Genomic DNA, 18,768 nt, shown 5'->3' with positions numbered 1-18,768 from the left:
AAATTTTCTATAGAATTAAAGAATTTTCCCCCTGATTTATCGGGTGAGCCCTATCGAGGAGTTAATTGTATGTAAATGGTATGTATTATCAACACAAAAAAAGGCAGCTACCATTACGATAGCTACCTTATCATGAAGAGCCGAAAGCCGGACTTGAACCGGCGACCTACGCATTACGAATGCGTTGCTCTACCAGCTGAGCTATTTCGGCAACATTTGTTTCTTTATTTCGGGCGCAAAGATACAGGGTTTATTTGACATCTGCAAGAAGATTCGCTAAAAAATCATCTAAATCCGCATCTAAATCTTTTAATAGAGGATCGTCCAGACGAAGCACATCATCGTCTATGAAGAGAAGTTCCTCTATCACAACAAAATCTTCATCAGTCAAGCTAACAGAAAGAGGTTTCATGAACCGGGGAGCGTCAAAAATATTCTTGGTGGATAAGATCGTAAGGACCGCCTTCACCGAAGCGGCAACCCGCTTATTGAATGCGTTCTCCTCCTCGTTCGAGTTCACCCAATCGAAGATAACGATCTTTTCGATCAAATGCTCCTCATCATCATAAATTTGCAGTTCCCCGCTTTCCGCATCGGCCTGCACATATAAGTCGCTTATAAAATTACCGGACTCATCCTTGGCCAGCTTTTCAATAGCCGACGTAAAAGCATTCTCGATGAGGGATTGAACCTTTGCTATATTTGCGTTCATATATTAATTCTCCTTTATTCGAATATGCGTCAAAAGTAATAATAATTCACCGAATAACGCCGTTAATCCTCACCAAATTGCACATTTAGTTTCTTATCGGAACGAATTCGTTCGGCCAACGCCTGCACATAGAGTTCCAATAATTTGGTACTCTTATCATTATCACCACTATTACGCTTGAATAAATCGTATGATTTATGAGCCCACTCATAGGCTTCTTTTAAATCTCCTCTCATCTCATGGCATAGGGCCAGATTAGAGGCCGCCTTCGCCCGGCTTTTCCAGTTTTCCGTACCCCGGTAAAGCCCGGACCAACGATCTTCCGCCATATCCCATTTCTCATTAGCCGCATAAGCGGAAGCCTCTTTCCAACGTGAACCCATTCCGGTAAAGTACCAACGAGTCTCCTTCTCCCAATGAGGAACAAAATTAACGTAGACCTTCGCCCCGAAATATTTACCGGCCCCACGCAAAGCATTCTCCGGAGAGGGCAATACCTTATCCAAGATCGGCATATAATCCGCACTTTCCGCCCAATAAATACTATCTTTCATATGTACCGTCGCCAGTGGAGCCTCACGATCGGGAACGTAACTGCGTATCACGCCAGCCATCTGCACGTCGATCATTCCCATTACATACCCTTCGCCCAAGGTACCTACGCTTTTCTTCATATCGAACAGCAAGCGGTCGATGGAGATAACCGCATCGGCATCGGTCTCATCGCATAGCGACGCTACTTGCCCTTGGGTAAGTTTCGTATCCAGAAACGCCTGATTATCTTTTCGAACCGCATCATGGTAAAGCAATACGTCGTTAAAATAAGAAGCCTCCACGATAGCCTCCCCTAAAGTACGGCAAGCGTCAAACAGCGCACTATCCGCTTTCGCTTTGCAAGTATCCTGCTTTTCTCCCTGCAAGGTGTATTCGTAACCCGCATCCTCCGGTTGGGGGACGGCATTGTTTACGATAAGTACTTTAGCGACATTCTCTGGAAATGTCACCTCCGCAGGATTATACGTCTCGATACCTACATAATTAATCGTGCTACAAGCGGACAACAAACCCGCTATACCTATAAAAAGAATGCTTCTCATCTTCATCTATTTAAAAGGGGGCGATTTACGCCCCCACATTATGTCAAATCACTCACAGCCTTGAAATAGCCGATAGACTCCGCGATCCCCAAGAATGGGTCTTTCATGTCTTTCTCGTATTCCAAGCTACACATTCCCGTGTAATTAACTTCCCGCATCATACGGATCAGCGCAGGGAAGTCGATCTTTCCACGACCGATCTCGATCCCGACTCCCGCCTTCGAAGAATCCGTCACGTCCTTGATATGCATATCAAACACCCGGGTATGGTATTTCTTCAAGTCGGCCACAGGATCACAGCCGTTTCGCAAGTCATGTCCGACATCCAGACACATACCGATACGGGGGTCTAAATCCTTCGTATGCTCCCAAACGTCCGTAGCGTCGGGATACGTCTTAATATCAGGACCGTGCAAGTGGATGGCGTAATGGAAATCATACTCCTTCACTTTTTTATCCACATAGGGTAAAAGCTCGTAATTCGGGACACCGACGATCAACTTCACTCCTACCCGCTTCGCATAATCAAACGCACGGTCTATCTCTTCCTCGCTCTTCATATAAATAGGACCTACGGCATATCCCGTCACTTTATGGGCAGCGCATTTATCATGAAAAGCCCGAATCTGCTGATCCGTACTATTCAACGGCAAATGGAAATCCTTGATGCAAAGATAATGGATATCTAATCGTTCCAACGTCTTCAACGTCGTATCTAAATCAAAATTAACGAAAGTATATCCCGCCATTCCCAGATGGAATGGATTTACGGCCTTCGGAGCCTTTGGTTTTACAGGGTCCGGCAAACCGGCCTTAGCGATAGCGGAAGTTCCCAACAAGAGAGCCCCGGCCAATCCTTGCTTAAAAAATAAACGTCTTGAGTGTTTCATGGTTTATATTATATATAATAATGTATACTATCATCATAAACAGTTTTCACCCCGCAAGATAATAAAAAGATCTTTACGAGCCAGCATTCGGACGAATCAGTGGCAAAGTTACATAAAAGATCGAGCCTTTTCCCAGCTCAGAGGTAACCCATATCTTTCCTCCCATTTGCTCTACCAATCCCCGACAGATAGCCAATCCCAGTCCAACGCCTTTGCTCCAACTGTCCAATTGGACAAAACGGCTGAATATGGAATCGATCTTATCTCTCGGTATTCCCTCTCCGCTATCCTCCACGAAAAACTCGACAGAAGCCGCCGTTCTCTTATATCCAAAACGGATGAACCCCTTCTCGGTATGCTTGATCGAATTCGTGAGCAAATTCGTAAGGATTTGTGTCAAGCGGTTCTTATCAGCCTCCATCACCAAGGCCTCGCAGTCGTTCAGTCGCAACTCTATGCCCGACGGCATACGCAACAAGATCATGCTATAAATCTCTTTCATCAGTAAACCAATATCCAGCTCCTTATAAATCAGAGGCATGGAATTTGACTCGATCTTAGAAAGATCGAGCACATCCCCGATCAACCGCTGCAACAACTCATTATTACTTTGGATGATATTTGAGAACTCAAGCCTTGTCTCCCGGTCTTCCTCATCCACCAATACTTGCGAGAAACCTACGATAGCGTTCAAAGGTGTCCGTATCTCATGATTCATATTGGCAAGGAAAGCCGATTTCAGACGATCGGCTTCCTCCGCCTTATCTTTTGCCTGTTTCAATTGCAATCCATATTTATGCCGTGAATAAGAAATATATCCCAAAGAGCAACAGACCAGCAACAATAGAACAAGCCCTCCACCCATCACCAATAATTTCGTACGTGAATGAGCCGCCTCCAATTCCATCTTCTTATTTGCCAATTCCAATTTATCCACGTCATGACGAGCTCGTAAATTCGCTAAATCATTATAAAATGCAGCATTAGTCACTGAATCCTTCAAACTGATATACTCGCGATACGCATCCGCAGCCTCCATTCCATGGCCTGAATTATAGCATATTATGGCCTTATCCTTCATCAATCCCAATACGGATACCGCCCTCTTACGTTGTAAGCAATAATCAATTAACTCATTAGCCAATGCTTTCCCCCGCTCATAATCGCCCGATATCCGATAATAGAGTAAACGGATATTAGAAATCGAGAGATATTCATCCCTCATGTTACAGTCTTTAACCAACTTCTCTGCACGAGCTAGATGGTAAGATGTGAGGGAGACATCTTTCTTATCAATACCCAGCAAGGCGTAACTACGGTGATAGAGGTATTTAACATAATATAAAGGAGTATCTTCGTCTAATTCCTCTATTCCTTTTTCTTCGCATTCCACGATATACTCTTTCAATTTCTTTAAATAAAACAGTCTCTTCGATGCTTGGATATTTTCATTTTGTAAATGCCGGATAACGGTAATCCTTTTGGCCAATGGGGAATCCCTTTTCTCCATATCAAGGAAAACCTCCTCATACAAGGCGATTCCCTCCGCGTCAAATCCTGTACTGAAGTAAAAATCCGCCAGGGCTTGATTCGCCATATCGATACCATCCGGAAAATCAAGTTCGCTGGATAGATCTTTCAATGCCTGTACATTCTCTAGCACCCTTTCCTTCTCGCCATTACTCGATAAAGCGTAAATATACCATCCCTTAACTCGGCAAAGATCCTCATAACGTTTTTGGGCTAAATAAATAGGCTCGGCTTTCTTTATGAAAAAATGCATACTGTCTATATTCCGGGAATAATAATACCGGATGATCTGGAACAAAGCGTTGCCTTTATAAGTATCATCCTTACTCAACTCCGCCTCCTTGAGCAATCTATCCGCATAATATTTATAATCCAGCCCTTGTCCTTTATCACTAGCAAGTTCATCCAACTTCACAAGCCTGTCACCCGAAGGCATTTTTGCCAGCACACATTCCATGCTATCGATATCAGTGGCCGCAGTAGCTACAAATATTGGGGTAAGAGATAAATATATTATTAACAGTATGTTTCGCATTTAAAGTTTACAAAATAGACATCAATTAGTTAACGTGTGGCAAGTTAGTAAAATTTAGACAACAGCGTATCATTATTTACAAGTTTAATATTATAATTTTCAACTCAATCAACAAAAAAGCCTATATCAATCAAAGAAAGATTGATATAGGCTCTTATTTCAAAGAAACAGCTGTTCTCTTTATTTTGTCAAGGCGGCGATACTTTCCTCGATAGACTTAATCTTCGATTCGGCATCGGCTTGCTTTTTCTTCTCCATCTCGATTACTTTCGCCGGGGCTTTGCTTACGAAATTCTCATTGCCTAATTTCTTCATGACAGAAGTCAAGAAACCTTTTTGGTATTTCAATTCTTCTTGAAGCTTAGCCAACTCTTCTTCCACATTGATCAGATTGCCTAAAGGTACGGCATATTCAGTCGTACGGACCAAGAACGATACAGCGCCGGCCGCTTTCTCCTCTACCTTGGAGATGGAAGAGAGGTTACACATCTTAGCGATCACAGCGTTGAATGCCTCATTGTGCTCACCCACGATCTGCAATTCCAGCGCATCCTTATTCGGTATATTCTTTTGCAAACGAATTGTACGGACACCGCCAACGATCTCTTTCACGATCTCGAAAGCATCCAAATAAGCGCTATCCGCAACAGTTACTTCCGGCATTTGGGCAACCATCAAGCTCTCACCTTCCTTACGAGGCTCAAGGGCTTGCCATAATTCCTCGGTAATAAACGGCATGAAAGGATGAAGCAAACGAAGCAAGGCATCGAAGAAACCGAGTGTAGCCTCATAAGTAGCCTTGTCAATCGGCTGCTGATACCCCGGTTTTACCATCTCCAGATACCATGAGGAGAACTCATCCCAGAACAATTTATAGACAGCCATCATCGCCTCGCTCAGACGATATTTACTGAAAGAATCGTCTACCTCGGCGATTGTCTTATCCAGCTGCATCTTGAACCATTTCACGGCGATAGCGGAAGCCTCCGGCTGGGCGATCGTATCGTCTACCGTCCAGCCCTTCACCAAGCGGAAAGCGTTCCATATCTTATTATTGAAGTTACGTCCTTGCTCGCACAAAGCATCATCGAAAGGAATATCATTTCCGGCAGGAGCCGCGAGCATCAAGCCCATACGTACGCCGTCCGCACCGTATTGCTCGATCAATTGCAACGGATCGGGAGAGTTTCCTAAAGATTTGGACATCTTACGTCCCAGCTTATCGCGAACGATACCCGTAAAGTAGACGCTCTTAAACGGCATTTTCCCTCTGTACTCATAGCCAGCCATAATCATACGGGCTACCCAGAAGAAAATAATATCCGGTCCGGTTACCAAATCACTGGTCGGATAGTAATAATTGATTTCCTCGTTATCCGGGTTATTGATACCGTCGAACAGGGAGATCGGCCACAGCCAAGAAGAGAACCAAGTGTCCAATACGTCCTCGTCCTGACGCAAATCAGACATGGTCAGATTCGGGTTACCGCATTTCTCTTTCGCCAGTTCCAAAGCTTTCTCTTCCGTCTCGGCTACCACGTAACCGCCTTCCGGTAAGAAGTAAGCTGGGATACGGTGCCCCCACCAAAGCTGACGGCTGATACACCAGTCCTTGATATTCTCCATCCAATGGCGATAGGTATTCTTGAATTTCGGCGGATAGAACTTGATATCGTCGTTCATGACCGGCTCCAAGGCGATCTGGGCTAGATGTTCCATCTTCAAGAACCATTGCATAGACAATTTCGGTTCGATAGGCACGTTCGTACGCTCCGAGAAACCCACCTTGTTCTCGTAAGCCTCTACCTTCTCCAAAAGGTCAGCGTTACGCAAGTCTTCCTCGATTTGCTTGCGGACATCAAAACGATCCATGCCCACGTACAGGCCGGCGGCCTCGCTCAGCGTACCGTTATCGTTGAATATATCGATAGAAGGCAAATTATATTTCTCGCCCAACATATAGTCGTTTACATCGTGTGCCGGGGTCACTTTCAAACAGCCCGTACCGAACTCTATATCTACGTAATCATCCTCGATCACCGGAATCTCACGGCCTACCAGCGGAACGATCACTTTCTTTCCTCTCAGATGTTGGTTCTTCGGGTCGTTCGGGTTGATACACATCGCCGTATCTCCCATAATCGTCTCCGGACGGGTAGTGGCGACAATGGCGTATCCCTCCTCGCCTACGATCTTATAGCGAAGATAGTACAACTTACTATGCTCTTCCTTATAGATAACCTCCTCGTCGGACAGGGCCGTCAACGCCTTCGGGTCCCAATTCACCATACGGACACCCCGGTAGATCAAACCTTTCTTATATAGATCGACAAAAACCTTGATAACGCTCTCCGAACGTTTCTCGTCCATCGTGAACGCCGTACGATCCCAATCGCAGGAAGCACCCAATTTACGAAGTTGCTTCAAGATAATGCCGCCATGCTCTTCTTTCCATTCCCAAGCATGCCGCAAAAACTCGTCGCGAGTCAGATCGGTCTTCTTGATTCCTTGCCCGGCCAAACGATTCACCACTTTCGCCTCCGTAGCGATCGAAGCATGGTCCGTACCCGGTACCCAACAAGCGTTCTTACCCATCATACGGGCACGGCGAACCAAGATATCTTGGATCGTATTGTTAAGCATATGTCCCATGTGCAATACGCCGGTGACGTTAGGGGGCGGGATTACAATCGTATACGGCTCACGGCCGTCTGGCTTTGACTTAAAGAAGCCGTTATCCAACCAATACTGATACCACTTCCCCTCTACTTCAGCGGGATTGTACTTACTAGCGATTTCCATATTTTTATAACTAATTAGTCTTTACACATTTCTCGATCCGCGAAAGTACAAAAAATATAGACAAAAAACGCTGAGCATCGGGAAATATAGTCGGCCGAGACAATAGGCATTCCCTGTCGGACACGCCACTATTCTACAAACCACGACGTGGTTTATACAGACCAAGCCGTGGATTGTACAGATCACGACGTGATTTATAAGGACCACGCCGCTATTTTGAAAATAGAGTGAATGGCAATTACTTTTACATCCGGGGATTTGAAGGTTTATTCCTATAACAAGCAAACTATTTATAACGGTTTTTCTATTCCGCGCTATTGCAGTTTCGCGTAAATGCCTGTATCTTCGCGTACTATAAAAAATAGATATGAGAAAGCGATCTGAGTATAAAGGAGGGGATAATCGACGTAAACCCTCTAAAGAACGACGGGTAACGGTGGGTGAAAGTAACACTTTGCTACCTTTCCTGTTCGAGTTATTAAAAGAACAAAGCCGTTCATCCGTTAAAGGATTATTGAGCAGGGGACAGATCTCGGTAAACGGGAAAGTCACCCGGCAGTTCGATGCCCCGCTGAACCCTAACGATACGGTCGGAATCAACTATGGAAGAGGGAAGGTGGAATTCAACAACCCGTTACTTAGAATTGTTTGGGAAGACGACGACCTCATCGTGATCAACAAGCGGGAAGGTTTGCTATCCGTATCTACCGATCGTATCAAGGAGCGTACGGCCTACCGTATACTGAGTGATTACGTGAAAGAATGCGACCCTCGCAACAAGATATTCGTCTTGCACCGTCTGGACCGAGACACATCGGGTATCATGATGTTCGCCAAGAACCAGAAGGTAAAAGAGCAACTACAGTCCAACTGGAGCGAGGCTATCACGCAACGGACCTACGTGGCCGTGATAGAGGGACGACCGGAGAAAGACACGGATTTGATCGTATCCAACCTCGTGGAGAACAAGCATATGCAAGTGTACGTGACACAAGATGGTGACGGGAAGGAAGCGATCACACGCTACCGCCTGTTACAAACGAACAATAGCTATTCGCTTCTGGAACTGGAACTGGAAACGGGACGTAAGAACCAAATCCGCGCCCAGATGCAATCTATCGGTCACCCGGTAGCCGGCGACACCAAATATGGAGCGGAGACGAATCCTGCGGGACGTTTGATGCTTCATGCCCGTAAACTCTGTTTTATCCACCCGGTAACGGGAGAGGAAATGCGTTTTGAGACCCGGATTCCGGAGATCTTTTCATCAACAGCAAAGTAACTTTAGCAATAAATAATAAAAATGAAGAAACTCATCAGTTCGATCATGCTGGCGCTATTAGCGCTGGTAGCGCAGGCACAAATACTTACGCCTGTCAAATGGAAAATTAAACTAGACGACAAGGGCGGCGCACCCGAGAAAGAGATCGTCTTTACCGCCACGGCGGACAAAGGTTGGCACCTGTATGACATGAACCTGCCGGAAGGAGGTCCTGTATCTACATCTTTCACATTCGAGACATTGAATGGAGCTGAACTGATTGGTCAACCGGTTCCTTCTGTAAAGCCGACCACGGTTTACGACGAGCAATTCGCCATGAACCTTCGTTGGTATCCGGGTACGGTATCGTTCATTCAAAAACTAAAAGTTACCGATCCCGCTAAATTCAAGGTAGAGGGCGAGGTGGAATTTATGGCTTGTAATGACGAGACTTGCCTTCCCCCGGATCAAATACCTTTCTCTTTCGATAAGAAAAGTATCCATGTAGATCCAGCTCTGGCAGCTAACAGCTCGACTACAGAGGTGGATAAAGATGACGCCACGACCGTACAGCCGGATACGCAGGTCGTAGCGGAAGATGCTAGCGAGTTGAACACTCCGGACCCTGCCGCTAAAGAGACACCGGCTATGACATCTCCCAAAGCGTCCGACAGCTTAACCGATAGCCCGAATCTTTGGTCTCCGGTGATCGACCAATTGAAAGCGTTCGGTGATTCTACGGTATCGGCGGCAGATACCTCTTGGTTATTCATCTTCTTCGCAGGTTTCTTAGGTGGTTTGATCGCCTTATTGACTCCTTGCGTTTGGCCGATGATCCCTATGACGGTTAGCTTCTTCCTGAAACGTACGAAAGATCGTAAGAAAGCGATTCGCGACGCTATCACCTATGGATTATCTATTATCGTAATCTATTTGGTTATGGGCTTGTTGATTACCGGCATCTTCGGAGCGAGTGCATTGAATGATTTATCAACGAACGCGATCTTTAATATCCTGTTCTTCTTGTTGCTGGTAGTATTCGCAGTCTCCTTCTTTGGAGCCTTCGAGCTGGTATTACCTGCGTCATGGACTAGCAAATTGGATAGCAAGGCCGATTCAACGACCGGTATATTGAGTATTTTCTTTATGTCGTTTACGTTGGTATTGGTATCTTTCTCTTGTACGGGTCCGATTATCGGAACCTTGTTGGTACAGGCAGCTTCTATGGGTACGGCGGTAGGACCGGCTATCGGTATGTTCGGTTTCGCCTTGGCTTTATCCATCCCGTTCAGCGTCTTCGCCATCTTCCCGAATATGCTGCAAAGTATGCCGAAATCCGGCGGATGGTTGAATTCAGTGAAGGTCGTATTGGGCTTCTTGGAGTTGGCATTGGCTTTGAAGTTCCTTTCCGTAGCGGACTTAGCGTATGGTTGGCGTTTACTAGACCGTGAGGCTTTTATCGTGCTTTGGATCGTGATCTTCAGCTTATTGGGTGTTTATTTATTAGGAAAGATCAAGTTTAGCCACGATAGCGAAGTAAAATATGTATCTGTTCCTCGTCTGTTTATGGCGATTATCTCTTTCGCTTTCGCCATTTACATGGTTCCGGGACTTTGGGGCGCTCCGTTAAAGGCGATCAGCGCATTCGCTCCTCCGTTGTATACACAAGATTTCAATCTATACAAAAACGAGGTACACGCCGCATTCGACGATTATGAATCCGGTATGGCTTATGCCAAGAAGGTAAATAAACCCGTCATGATCGACTTCTCCGGTTTCGGTTGCGTAAACTGCCGTAAGATGGAGGCTTCCGTTTGGACGGATCCTAAGGTGAAGCAAATGCTAGAAAATGATTACGTGCTAATCACTCTCATGGTAGACGATAAGACGAAACTCCCGCAACCCATCGAGATCCAAGAGAACGGAAAGACTCGTAAGCTGAAGACGATCGGTGATAAATGGAGTTATTTGCAACGAAGCAAGTTCGGTTCTAACGCCCAGCCATTCTACATCTTATTGAATGACGAGGGACAGCCGCTCGGACCTTCATACGCATTCAATGAGGATGTTTCCAAATACATCCAGTTCCTTCAAAACGGATTGAAAGAATTCAAGAAAGAACAACAATAAAACACATACAGAGGGCAGGGTAGAACCCGGCCCTCTTTCTTTTACAATCATTATCGAATAAGTAAATAATATGGCAACTAGAGAAGAGAAGATGGAAGCCTTCGGGCAATTACTCGACATTCTGGATGAATTACGAGTAAAATGCCCATGGGATCGTAAACAGACAAACGAGAGCCTCCGCACGAATACGATCGAGGAAACCTATGAATTATGCGAGGCCCTGATGCGTGAGGATAACACAAACATAAAAAAGGAATTAGGAGACCTGTTATTGCACATCGTCTTTTACTCCAAGATCGGCGAGGAAAAAGAAGCTTTCGATATCAAGGATGTCTGCGACAGCCTTTGCCAGAAACTGATTTACCGCCATCCACACGTATTCGGAGATACCTCCGCCGATACCGCCCAAAAGGTAGAGCAAAGCTGGGAGCAGCTTAAATTAAAAGAAAAGGGGGGTAACAAAACCGTGCTGGAAGGTGTTCCCGCTTCCCTCCCATCCGTAGTAAAAGCGCATCGTATCCAAGATAAGGCCCGTAACGTAGGTTTCGACTGGGAACAACGGGATCAAGTATGGGATAAGGTACAGGAGGAATTTAATGAGTTGAAAACCGAGATAGACAGGATGGACGCAGATAAGATGGAAGCTGAGTTCGGAGATCTCTTCTTTAGCTTGATCAACGCTGCCCGCCTATACAAAATAAATCCGGACAACGCATTGGAACGCACGAACCAGAAGTTTATCCGCCGTTTTAATTATCTGGAGGAACATACGATCCAAGAAGGTCGTTCCTTGAAAGATATGACATTGGAGGAAATGGACCAACTATGGAATGAGGCCAAGGCCAAAGGCTTATAAAGCTAGGATAAGGGCAAAACAAAAGGGGAACCGACATCACGTCGCCACCCCTCCCTTAACTTAAACGCCAAAACTAAATCTAAACAAAAAACACAAATAATGATAATATTTTACTTTTTCTGTTTTTCTTCCTTCTTGTTGTCCCGACCACTCTTCATAAAATTCCGGACAAACTTATATTCCGCATTTCGGTACTTATAGACCTTTTCGGGAGAAAGTATCTTCTTGAATCTCTCAAAATACTCTTTTTCCAACTGTGCCTCTTTTATCTCAACATCCAGACATTCGTCTATCACTTTGTTATAATCAGCATCTGTCGGATTCTCCTTATGTCGAATTTCTTTTGATAACTTACGACATTCACGACCTACCTCAAATTTTTTCTGTCGCAACTCATTGCATAAAGGAATAAATTGTGCAGCTTCCTCAGGTGTAAGGCCAACTTCAGCCGTAATAAAAGCATTCCGCCTTGCTTCGAATGCTTCTCTATCAAAATGTCTTTGCTCTTTCTTCTCTTGTGCCGTAGCATTGAAAGAGAGTAGAACCGAAATCGCTACAAATGTAATGAAAAATATTTTATTCATACAAGTATTATTACAAAAATCTTCGATAAAATTACTATTTTAAACTTTATTCAGAATAGGAAAGTTCCTCATCTAAGAGATAATTGGCGTACTGAACTTCCAAATACTCCAAATACTCCTCATCTTCTTCCGCTTCAATAGCGTCTAAAGCCGTTGTCGGGACTTCCGTCCGGACCAGTAAAGAATCAGACGCAGTACTACCATCGGAACCGTTTATTCCCACGATAGCCTTGAAAAACAAACCAAGACCAGCGAATACCGCAGCCATGTACAACCACGGACGAACACGATCCATCAAGGAAATCCGTTTCGCCCTCTCCTCCGGCTTCTCGGGGAGCTGACTCATGATCCGCTCCGTAAGCCCTTCCATATACCCTTCCGGTACAGTGAAAGGATTAGTTCCTTTCAAGCGATCTAGGTTGTTTTCTTCTTTTTTCATACTTTTTCTCTTTTTATATTGCTTTGACAGCGATTCGGGCAAAAGGTTTAAATCTCTTTTGTTAAAAACTCCTCGATTTTTTTCACCGCATGATGATACGAGGCCTTCAAAGCCCCGACAGAGGTACCTAGTATCTCGGACATCTCCTCGTACTTCATCTCCTCGTTATACTTCATATTGAAAACCAAGCGTTGTTTCTCCGGCAAGGTAAGAATAGCGTTTTGCAATCTTACCTGTATCTCGTCACCATCGAAGTATTCATCCCCTTTCAAACGTTCCAGCAAAAAGGTATCCGCATCGTCGATAGATACGTTATTCATATTTCGCTGTTTGTTTAGGAAAGTAATGCATTCGTTGATCGCGATCTTATAAAGCCATGTAGATAATTTGGCCTCACCGCGAAAAAGCTCGATGTTCGTCCAAGCTTTCAAAAATGTATTTTGGAGTAAGTCGTTCGCATCCTCATGATCCAGTACCATCTTTCGTATATGCCAATACAACTTCTCGCCATACAAGCTTACGACCTTGGCGAAGGCCTCACGTTGTCGGGCCGGGTCCCGAAGCTGTACTACAATTTCGTCTTCTGTATAGGATTGCATTTTTTCTATTTTGGGAAGTGCCCAGAACAGGACTCGAACCTGCACGATCGCAAAACCACTCGCACCTGAAACGAGCGCGTCTACCAATTCCGCCACCTGGGCTTTTTTTAATCATTCTGAAGCGCAACCTATCGGTATTGCGCATACAAAGGTAATCGTTTTTTCCAATTAGCAAGCAAATGAAAATAAAAAAAGCGACCGTCCCTTCCGGAACGGCCGCCCATATCATTAATCACGGGAGTCGATTACATCATACCACCCATTCCGCCGCCCATACCCGGATTCATCGGAGGCATAGCAGGAGTCTCTTCTTTTTTCTCAGCGATCACGCACTCAGTAGTCAAGAACATACCTGCGATAGAAGCAGCGTTCTCCAATGCTACGCGAGTTACCTTAGCTGGGTCGATTACACCAGCCTCGCACAAATTCTCGAAACAGTCCTTACGAGCGTTGTAACCGAAGTCGCCCTTGCCTTCCTTCACTTTCTGAACGATAACGGCACCTTCCTTACCAGCGTTAGCTACGATCTGGCGAAGCGGCTCCTCGATAGCGCGCTTAACGATCTCGATACCTGTAGTCTCGTCCTCGTTGTCGCCCTTCATACCTTCCAATGCATCGATAGCACGGATATAGGCAACACCACCACCGGGCACCGTACCTTCTTCGATAGCGGCACGAGTTGCGTGTAATGCGTCATCCACACGGTCTTTCTTCTCTTTCATCTCAACCTCAGAAGGAGCACCTACGTAAAGAACAGCTACACCGCCGGCCATCTTAGCCAAACGCTCTTGCAATTTCTCTTTATCATAATCAGATGTCGTATTCTCCATCTGGATCTTGATCTGGCCGATACGAGCTTGGATAGCCTCCTTGTCACCAGCACCATTTACAATGGTAGTGGTATCTTTGTCTACCGTGATCTTCTCAGCGGTACCTAGCATATCCATTGTAGCACCTTCCAATTTCAAACCTTTCTCCTCAGAGATAACCGTACCGCCTGTCAATACAGCGATATCTTCCAACATAGCCTTACGACGGTCGCCGAAGCCCGGAGCCTTAACAGCGCAGATCTTCAAGGAACCACGCAGACGATTCACTACCAATGTAGCCAAAGCCTCGCTGTCGATATCCTCAGCGATGATCAAAAGAGGACGTCCGCTCTGTACGGTCGGCTCAAGGATAGGAAGAAGGTCTTTTAATACGGAGATCTTCTTGTCATAGATCAAGATATACGGATTCTCCATCTGGCACTCCATCTTCTCTGTATCCGTTACGAAGTACGGAGAGATATAACCGCGGTCGAACTGCATACCCTCAACTACGTCAACTGTAGTTTCAGTACCTTTAGCTTCCTCAACCGTGATAACACCTTCAGTCTTCACACGTTGCATAGCCTCCGCGATCAACTTACCGATAGCCTCGTCACCATTTGCGGAGATCTTCGCTACATGCTCGATCTTCTCGAACTTATCACCTACAGCCTCAGCTTGGTTAGCGATGCTCTCTACAACCTTAGCGACAGCCTTGTCGATACCACGTTTCAAATCCATCGGGTTCGCTCCGGCAGTAACGTTCTTTAAACCGACACCAATGATAGACTGAGCCAAAACCGTAGCTGTAGTCGTACCGTCACCGGCGTTATCGTTTGTCTTGGAAGCCACTTCCTTAACTAATTGAGCACCCATGTTCTCGAACGGGCAAGTCAACTCAACTTCTTTAGCAACCGTTACACCATCTTTCGTGATGTGAGGAGCTCCGAATTTCTTCTCGATAATTACGTTACGACCTTTCGGGCCTAATGTTACCTTAACAGCATTAGCCAACTCATCCACACCTTTCTTCAAAAGGTCGCGGGCATCCATATCGTATTTAATCTCTTTTGCCATGATTGTATCTCTTTTTAATATTGTTGTTTATAAAAATGAATTAGATAATAGCTAAAACGTCTGCTTGGCGCATGATCAAGTATTTCTCACCGTCTAGTTCGATTTCCGTACCTGCATACTTACCATACAATACGTTATCACCAACCTTTACAACCATCTCCTCGTCTTTCGTTCCGTTACCTACGGCTACAATCTCACCCTTTAAAGGCTTTTCCTTTGCTGAGTCAGGAATAATAATTCCACCTAATGTTTTCTCTTCCGCAGCGGCCGGCTTAATCAGCACGCGGTCTGCTAATGGTCTAATGTTCATTTTCTTGGTATTTTAAATGTTAATAATATTACGTTTTTAGTTTATGAACTTTGTGTTCACGCCTAAGTCTATGCGAATAGTGTGCCAAACGTATTCACCCGAGTTCGACTGACAATATTTCGGACGAAATAGACAAATATCCGAAGAGATAACTGACAACTTGTCTTTTTGCATCTCTCAAAAGGATTATCAATCGACCAGCAGCGTATTCATGGAATATGCTTTTACGATCGGAGTATAGACTCGATCGCCTATGCGGATGGAAAGGGAACGATCATCACTGGTCTCATTGGCGATAATCAAGGCGATACTGTTATCCGGGTTACGGAATGCCAGCAGATTCGTATAGGCTCCTTCCGTTTCTAATTTATATGCACCGGGCTGGACATAATGGCTGACATGTTTCATCACGTAGTATTCCGGAGTATATCGATAGCTCTTGGTTTGCGGATCTACGACAACCAATGAGTTTTGCGCCCATCCCCAACGACTGATCCCTCCATTTTCCAAAGATATATTCCAATACATATAGGCAGAAACGCCATTATCCAGAAAATGTCGCATCAACCCCCAAGAATACATGGCACCCTTCCAATCGTTCTTGCCATCTCCACATTCTTGCTCGGTTTGGTAAAGCTTCAACCCGGGATAACGTTTGTGGATTCCGGCGATAGCTCCCTTACCCGCCCATTGGAAACCGACACCTTTTACATATTTACCACTAACAGGATCTGTCAATACCGTATCAACAAGCGACTCATTCGCACGTTCCATCGTGCCGAACATAATTTCCACTCCTTGAACCTGCATGGCCGGCCCGAGATAATTACCGATAAAATTAGCCAAAGAAGCCGATGTCCAACAACAACTCGGGAATATTTGCGCAGAGTTGAACTCGTTCTGAGGCATTACGGCAAAGATTGGAATTCCTTGTTTCTTATAGGCCTCGATAAATTTAGAGAAATAGAGGGCATAGGCTTTCAGGTAAAGAGAGTCTTGGATAAACATATCCATCCCCTCATGGCCGACCTTATCGGCCGGCAAGCCATTTCGATACTTCTCGTCATAATTCTCACCCGTATAGGCAGAGGCATAGTGTTTGTTATATTTCATCCAAGCGGGAGGGCACCACGGGGAAGCCCACAAGCGTAAGTCCGGCTGATATTTCCGAGCGTTCTTGATAAAAGGGATCAAGGTTTGTTGGTCATTGGCGATGGTAAAATGTTCCATCGTGAAATCACCGTCTACCTCGTCATACGAATACCAATCACGGGAGAAATCATTTGCTCCTACAGGCATCCGGCAAATCGTGAAGTTGGCTCCGACTCCGGGGAAAAAAAGCTCTTCCATGATTTCCTCACGTACACTTGGCTCCAGCTTACTCAAGGAAAGCCAACCTAATTCATTAAAACAGGCTCCGAAACCATCAATTTGTTGTTGATGCTTTTCTGTTAGAATTGTTATATCAATATTAGGTATCGTATCCGCAAGGGCGGAGATCAGATCGGGTTGCTCAGCCCAAGGGGTATTCTCGGTTGTCGTTACCCACTCGGCACGGGGGGTGAAAGAGCAGGAAGAAAAGTATAAAGATATTGAGAGTATAAAAACAGGTATTTTCATGGTCGTTTCATTAATTTATAAGTTTAGAACCATTTAAACACGGACTACACGGATGACACGGAACACACGGTATTAGTATTTATCCGTGTGTTCCGTGTCATCCGTGTAGTCCGTGTTCCATAATCCACTATTCTCTAAAAGCGTTCTATCAACTCCTCGATAGTCACAAGGGTTTGCTCACCCGTGAGCATATTCTTTAAGTTGATTTTATTCTCAGCCATCTCATTCTCTCCGACTATCGCGACGAACGGGATTTTCTTAGCGTCCGCATATCCCATTTGCTTTTTCATCTTAGCAGGCTCCGGATATAGCTCCGTACGAATACCGGCCTTGCGAACCTTAGCGATCAGCGGCAATAAATGAATCTCCTCTTTCTGTCCGAAGTTCACGAATAGAAGCTGTGTAGTCTTCAAAGACCCTTCCGGATATAAATCCAATTGGTTCAATACATCAAAGATACGATCAGCGCCAAAAGAGAAACCGACACCAGATACGCCTTCCATGCCAAACACCCCTGTCAGGTTGTCATAACGACCACCACCCGTGATACTACCGATCTGTACGTCCAAGGCTTTCACCTCGAAAATCGCACCTGTATAATAGTTTAAGCCACGAGCCAATGTCAGATCAAGCTCTAATTCCGCACGGATTGGCGTATGAGAGATGCGCTCCAAGATAAAATCCAATTCGGCTACACCTTTCAAACCAGTCTCAGACGCAGATAATACCTCTTTCAAGGTAGCGATCTTTTCTTGATTTGAACCCTGCAGCATAATGATCGGCTGCAAACGCTCGATCGCCTCCTCGGGTAAACCCTTGGAACGAAGCTCTTCATTCACGTTGTCCAAGCCAATCTTATCCAGCTTGTCGATAGCTACCGTAATGTCTACGATCTTATCCGCCTCGCCTATGATTTCGGCAATACCGGAAAGGATCTTACGATTGTTCATCTTGATACACACACGAATGCCAAAGCGATGGAACACCTCGTCCATAATCTGGATCAGCTCCACCTCATTGATCAAAGAATCAGAACCCACAACATCGCCATCACATTGGTAGAACTCCCGGTAACGTCCCTTTTGCGGACGATCTGCACGCCAAACCGGTTGGATCTGGTAGCGTTTGAACGGAAAACTGATCTCATTACGATGTTGTACCACATAACGAGCGAACGGAACGGTCAAATCATAACGCAAGCCTTTCTCACAAGCCTTAGCAGCAAATCTCAACGGGTTCTTTTCCATTAACTCCTCATCTGAGATGCCCGCGAAACAATCTCCGGAATTCAATATCTTGAAAAGGAGCTTATCCCCTTCCTCACCATATTTCCCCATCAATGTAGAAAGGTTTTCCATGGCAGGAGTCTCTATTTGCTGGAAGCCATACAAGTGAAATACTTCACGGATCGTGTTGAATATATAATTACGTTTCGCCATTTCCTCCGGCGAAAAGTCCCGGGTACCTTTGGGTATGGAAGGTTTTTGCATGATCTTATGTTTTAAATGATTATTCTG

General features: G+C 45.2%; 15 protein-coding genes and 2 tRNA genes. 3 read left to right on the top strand and 14 right to left on the bottom strand.

Annotation, left to right across the window (positions count from 1 at the left end):
• Positions 1–138: 138 nt before the first annotated feature.
• The 6 genes from DW033_RS18090 to DW033_RS18065 all read right to left on the bottom strand — a co-directional run bounded on the left by DW033_RS18090 (position 139) and on the right by DW033_RS18065 (position 7,566).
• Positions 139–211 (bottom strand) — tRNA-Thr (locus DW033_RS18090).
• 39 nt (positions 212–250) lie between these two features.
• Positions 251–712 (bottom strand): hypothetical protein, encoded by a 462-nt coding sequence (locus tag DW033_RS18085; RefSeq protein WP_008772585.1) that lies wholly within the window; start codon positions 710–712, stop codon positions 251–253.
• Positions 713–774: 62 nt separating this feature from the next.
• A complete protein-coding gene (locus DW033_RS18080; RefSeq protein WP_122383006.1) occupies positions 775–1,809 on the bottom strand; it encodes a DUF6340 family protein in 1,035 nt (344 codons plus the stop codon).
• 38 nt (positions 1,810–1,847) lie between these two features.
• On the bottom strand, positions 1,848–2,699 hold the full coding sequence (locus DW033_RS18075; RefSeq protein ID WP_121961434.1) for a sugar phosphate isomerase/epimerase: 852 nt from the start codon (positions 2,697–2,699) through the stop codon (positions 1,848–1,850).
• Between the two features lie 73 nt (positions 2,700–2,772).
• The gene (locus DW033_RS18070) at positions 2,773–4,686 is read right to left on the bottom strand and encodes a sensor histidine kinase KdpD (RefSeq protein ID WP_233554237.1); all 1,914 of its coding nucleotides are present in this window, start codon (positions 4,684–4,686) and stop codon (positions 2,773–2,775) included.
• A gap of 258 nt (positions 4,687–4,944) precedes the next feature.
• Complete coding sequence (locus DW033_RS18065) at positions 4,945–7,566, bottom strand: valine--tRNA ligase (RefSeq protein WP_122383004.1); 2,622 nt, start codon at positions 7,564–7,566, stop codon at positions 4,945–4,947.
• A gap of 367 nt (positions 7,567–7,933) precedes the next feature.
• Between DW033_RS18065 and DW033_RS18060 the strand changes: the two genes are divergently transcribed.
• The 3 genes from DW033_RS18060 (at position 7,934) to mazG (ending at position 11,813) form a co-directional block, all read left to right on the top strand.
• Positions 7,934–8,848, top strand: coding sequence for an RluA family pseudouridine synthase (locus DW033_RS18060; protein ID WP_122383003.1), 915 nt, complete (start codon positions 7,934–7,936; stop codon positions 8,846–8,848).
• A gap of 21 nt (positions 8,849–8,869) precedes the next feature.
• Positions 8,870–10,957: a cytochrome c biogenesis protein CcdA gene (locus DW033_RS18055; protein ID WP_122383002.1), complete on the top strand. Its 2,088-nt coding sequence runs from the start codon at positions 8,870–8,872 to the stop codon at positions 10,955–10,957.
• A gap of 70 nt (positions 10,958–11,027) precedes the next feature.
• Positions 11,028–11,813 carry a nucleoside triphosphate pyrophosphohydrolase gene (mazG, locus tag DW033_RS18050; RefSeq protein WP_005858781.1) on the top strand — a complete coding sequence of 262 codons (786 nt, stop codon included), beginning with the start codon at positions 11,028–11,030 and terminating at the stop codon, positions 11,811–11,813.
• Positions 11,814–11,923: 110 nt separating this feature from the next.
• On the opposite strand, the gene DW033_RS18045 is transcribed toward mazG, so the two are convergent.
• The 8 genes from DW033_RS18045 to hisS all read right to left on the bottom strand — a co-directional run bounded on the left by DW033_RS18045 (position 11,924) and on the right by hisS (position 18,741).
• Positions 11,924–12,397 (bottom strand): hypothetical protein, encoded by a 474-nt coding sequence (locus DW033_RS18045; RefSeq protein ID WP_005858783.1) that lies wholly within the window; start codon positions 12,395–12,397, stop codon positions 11,924–11,926.
• Between the two features lie 46 nt (positions 12,398–12,443).
• Positions 12,444–12,836 (bottom strand): hypothetical protein, encoded by a 393-nt coding sequence (locus DW033_RS18040; RefSeq protein WP_036632978.1) that lies wholly within the window; start codon positions 12,834–12,836, stop codon positions 12,444–12,446.
• A 47-nt stretch (positions 12,837–12,883) separates the two neighbouring features.
• Positions 12,884–13,435, bottom strand: a complete 552-nt coding sequence (locus DW033_RS18035; RefSeq protein WP_048928172.1) for an RNA polymerase sigma factor — start codon at positions 13,433–13,435, stop codon at positions 12,884–12,886.
• Positions 13,436–13,453: 18 nt separating this feature from the next.
• A tRNA-Leu gene (locus DW033_RS18030) sits at positions 13,454–13,537 on the bottom strand.
• A gap of 143 nt (positions 13,538–13,680) precedes the next feature.
• Positions 13,681–15,321: a chaperonin GroEL gene (gene groL, locus DW033_RS18025; protein WP_005858786.1), complete on the bottom strand. Its 1,641-nt coding sequence runs from the start codon at positions 15,319–15,321 to the stop codon at positions 13,681–13,683.
• A gap of 40 nt (positions 15,322–15,361) precedes the next feature.
• Entirely contained in the window at positions 15,362–15,631 is a 270-nt protein-coding gene (locus DW033_RS18020) for a co-chaperone GroES (RefSeq protein WP_005858788.1), read from the bottom strand.
• 189 nt (positions 15,632–15,820) lie between these two features.
• Complete coding sequence (locus DW033_RS18015) at positions 15,821–17,251, bottom strand: glycoside hydrolase family 30 beta sandwich domain-containing protein (RefSeq protein ID WP_122383001.1); 1,431 nt, start codon at positions 17,249–17,251, stop codon at positions 15,821–15,823.
• Between the two features lie 134 nt (positions 17,252–17,385).
• Positions 17,386–18,741, bottom strand: coding sequence for a histidine--tRNA ligase (gene hisS, locus DW033_RS18010; RefSeq protein ID WP_005868495.1), 1,356 nt, complete (start codon positions 18,739–18,741; stop codon positions 17,386–17,388).
• Between the last annotated feature and the right edge of the window lie 27 nt (positions 18,742–18,768).

This window comes from Parabacteroides sp. AF39-10AC, from assembly GCF_003635405.1.
GTDB classification, from domain to species: Bacteria; Bacteroidota; Bacteroidia; order Bacteroidales; family Tannerellaceae; genus Parabacteroides; species Parabacteroides distasonis.
Note: the sequence above shows the minus strand (reverse complement) of the source record. Positions and strands in the feature narration are given on the sequence as shown.

What these genes read in the sequence shown, in the direction of transcription:
- DW033_RS18070 (WP_233554237.1), bottom strand. Translation starts at nt 4,686, where the DNA reads ATGGAATGTGTGCTGGCAAAAATGCCTTCGGGTGACAGGCTTGTGAAG.
- DW033_RS18075 (WP_121961434.1), bottom strand. Translation starts at nt 2,699, where the DNA reads ATGAAACACTCAAGACGTTTATTTTTTAAGCAAGGATTGGCCGGGGCT.
- DW033_RS18065 (WP_122383004.1), bottom strand. Translation starts at nt 7,566, where the DNA reads ATGGAAATCGCTAGTAAGTACAATCCCGCTGAAGTAGAGGGGAAGTGG.
- DW033_RS18040 (WP_036632978.1), bottom strand. Translation starts at nt 12,836, where the DNA reads ATGAAAAAAGAAGAAAACAACCTAGATCGCTTGAAAGGAACTAATCCT.
- DW033_RS18055 (WP_122383002.1), top strand. Translation starts at nt 8,870, where the DNA reads ATGAAGAAACTCATCAGTTCGATCATGCTGGCGCTATTAGCGCTGGTA.
- DW033_RS18035 (WP_048928172.1), bottom strand. Translation starts at nt 13,435, where the DNA reads ATGCAATCCTATACAGAAGACGAAATTGTAGTACAGCTTCGGGACCCG.
- groL (WP_005858786.1), bottom strand. Translation starts at nt 15,321, where the DNA reads ATGGCAAAAGAGATTAAATACGATATGGATGCCCGCGACCTTTTGAAG.
- DW033_RS18020 (WP_005858788.1), bottom strand. Translation starts at nt 15,631, where the DNA reads ATGAACATTAGACCATTAGCAGACCGCGTGCTGATTAAGCCGGCCGCT.
- hisS (WP_005868495.1), bottom strand. Translation starts at nt 18,741, where the DNA reads ATGCAAAAACCTTCCATACCCAAAGGTACCCGGGACTTTTCGCCGGAG.
- mazG (WP_005858781.1), top strand. Translation starts at nt 11,028, where the DNA reads ATGGCAACTAGAGAAGAGAAGATGGAAGCCTTCGGGCAATTACTCGAC.
- DW033_RS18015 (WP_122383001.1), bottom strand. Translation starts at nt 17,251, where the DNA reads ATGAAAATACCTGTTTTTATACTCTCAATATCTTTATACTTTTCTTCC.
- DW033_RS18080 (WP_122383006.1), bottom strand. Translation starts at nt 1,809, where the DNA reads ATGAGAAGCATTCTTTTTATAGGTATAGCGGGTTTGTTGTCCGCTTGT.
- DW033_RS18060 (WP_122383003.1), top strand. Translation starts at nt 7,934, where the DNA reads ATGAGAAAGCGATCTGAGTATAAAGGAGGGGATAATCGACGTAAACCC.
- DW033_RS18045 (WP_005858783.1), bottom strand. Translation starts at nt 12,397, where the DNA reads ATGAATAAAATATTTTTCATTACATTTGTAGCGATTTCGGTTCTACTC.
- DW033_RS18085 (WP_008772585.1), bottom strand. Translation starts at nt 712, where the DNA reads ATGAACGCAAATATAGCAAAGGTTCAATCCCTCATCGAGAATGCTTTT.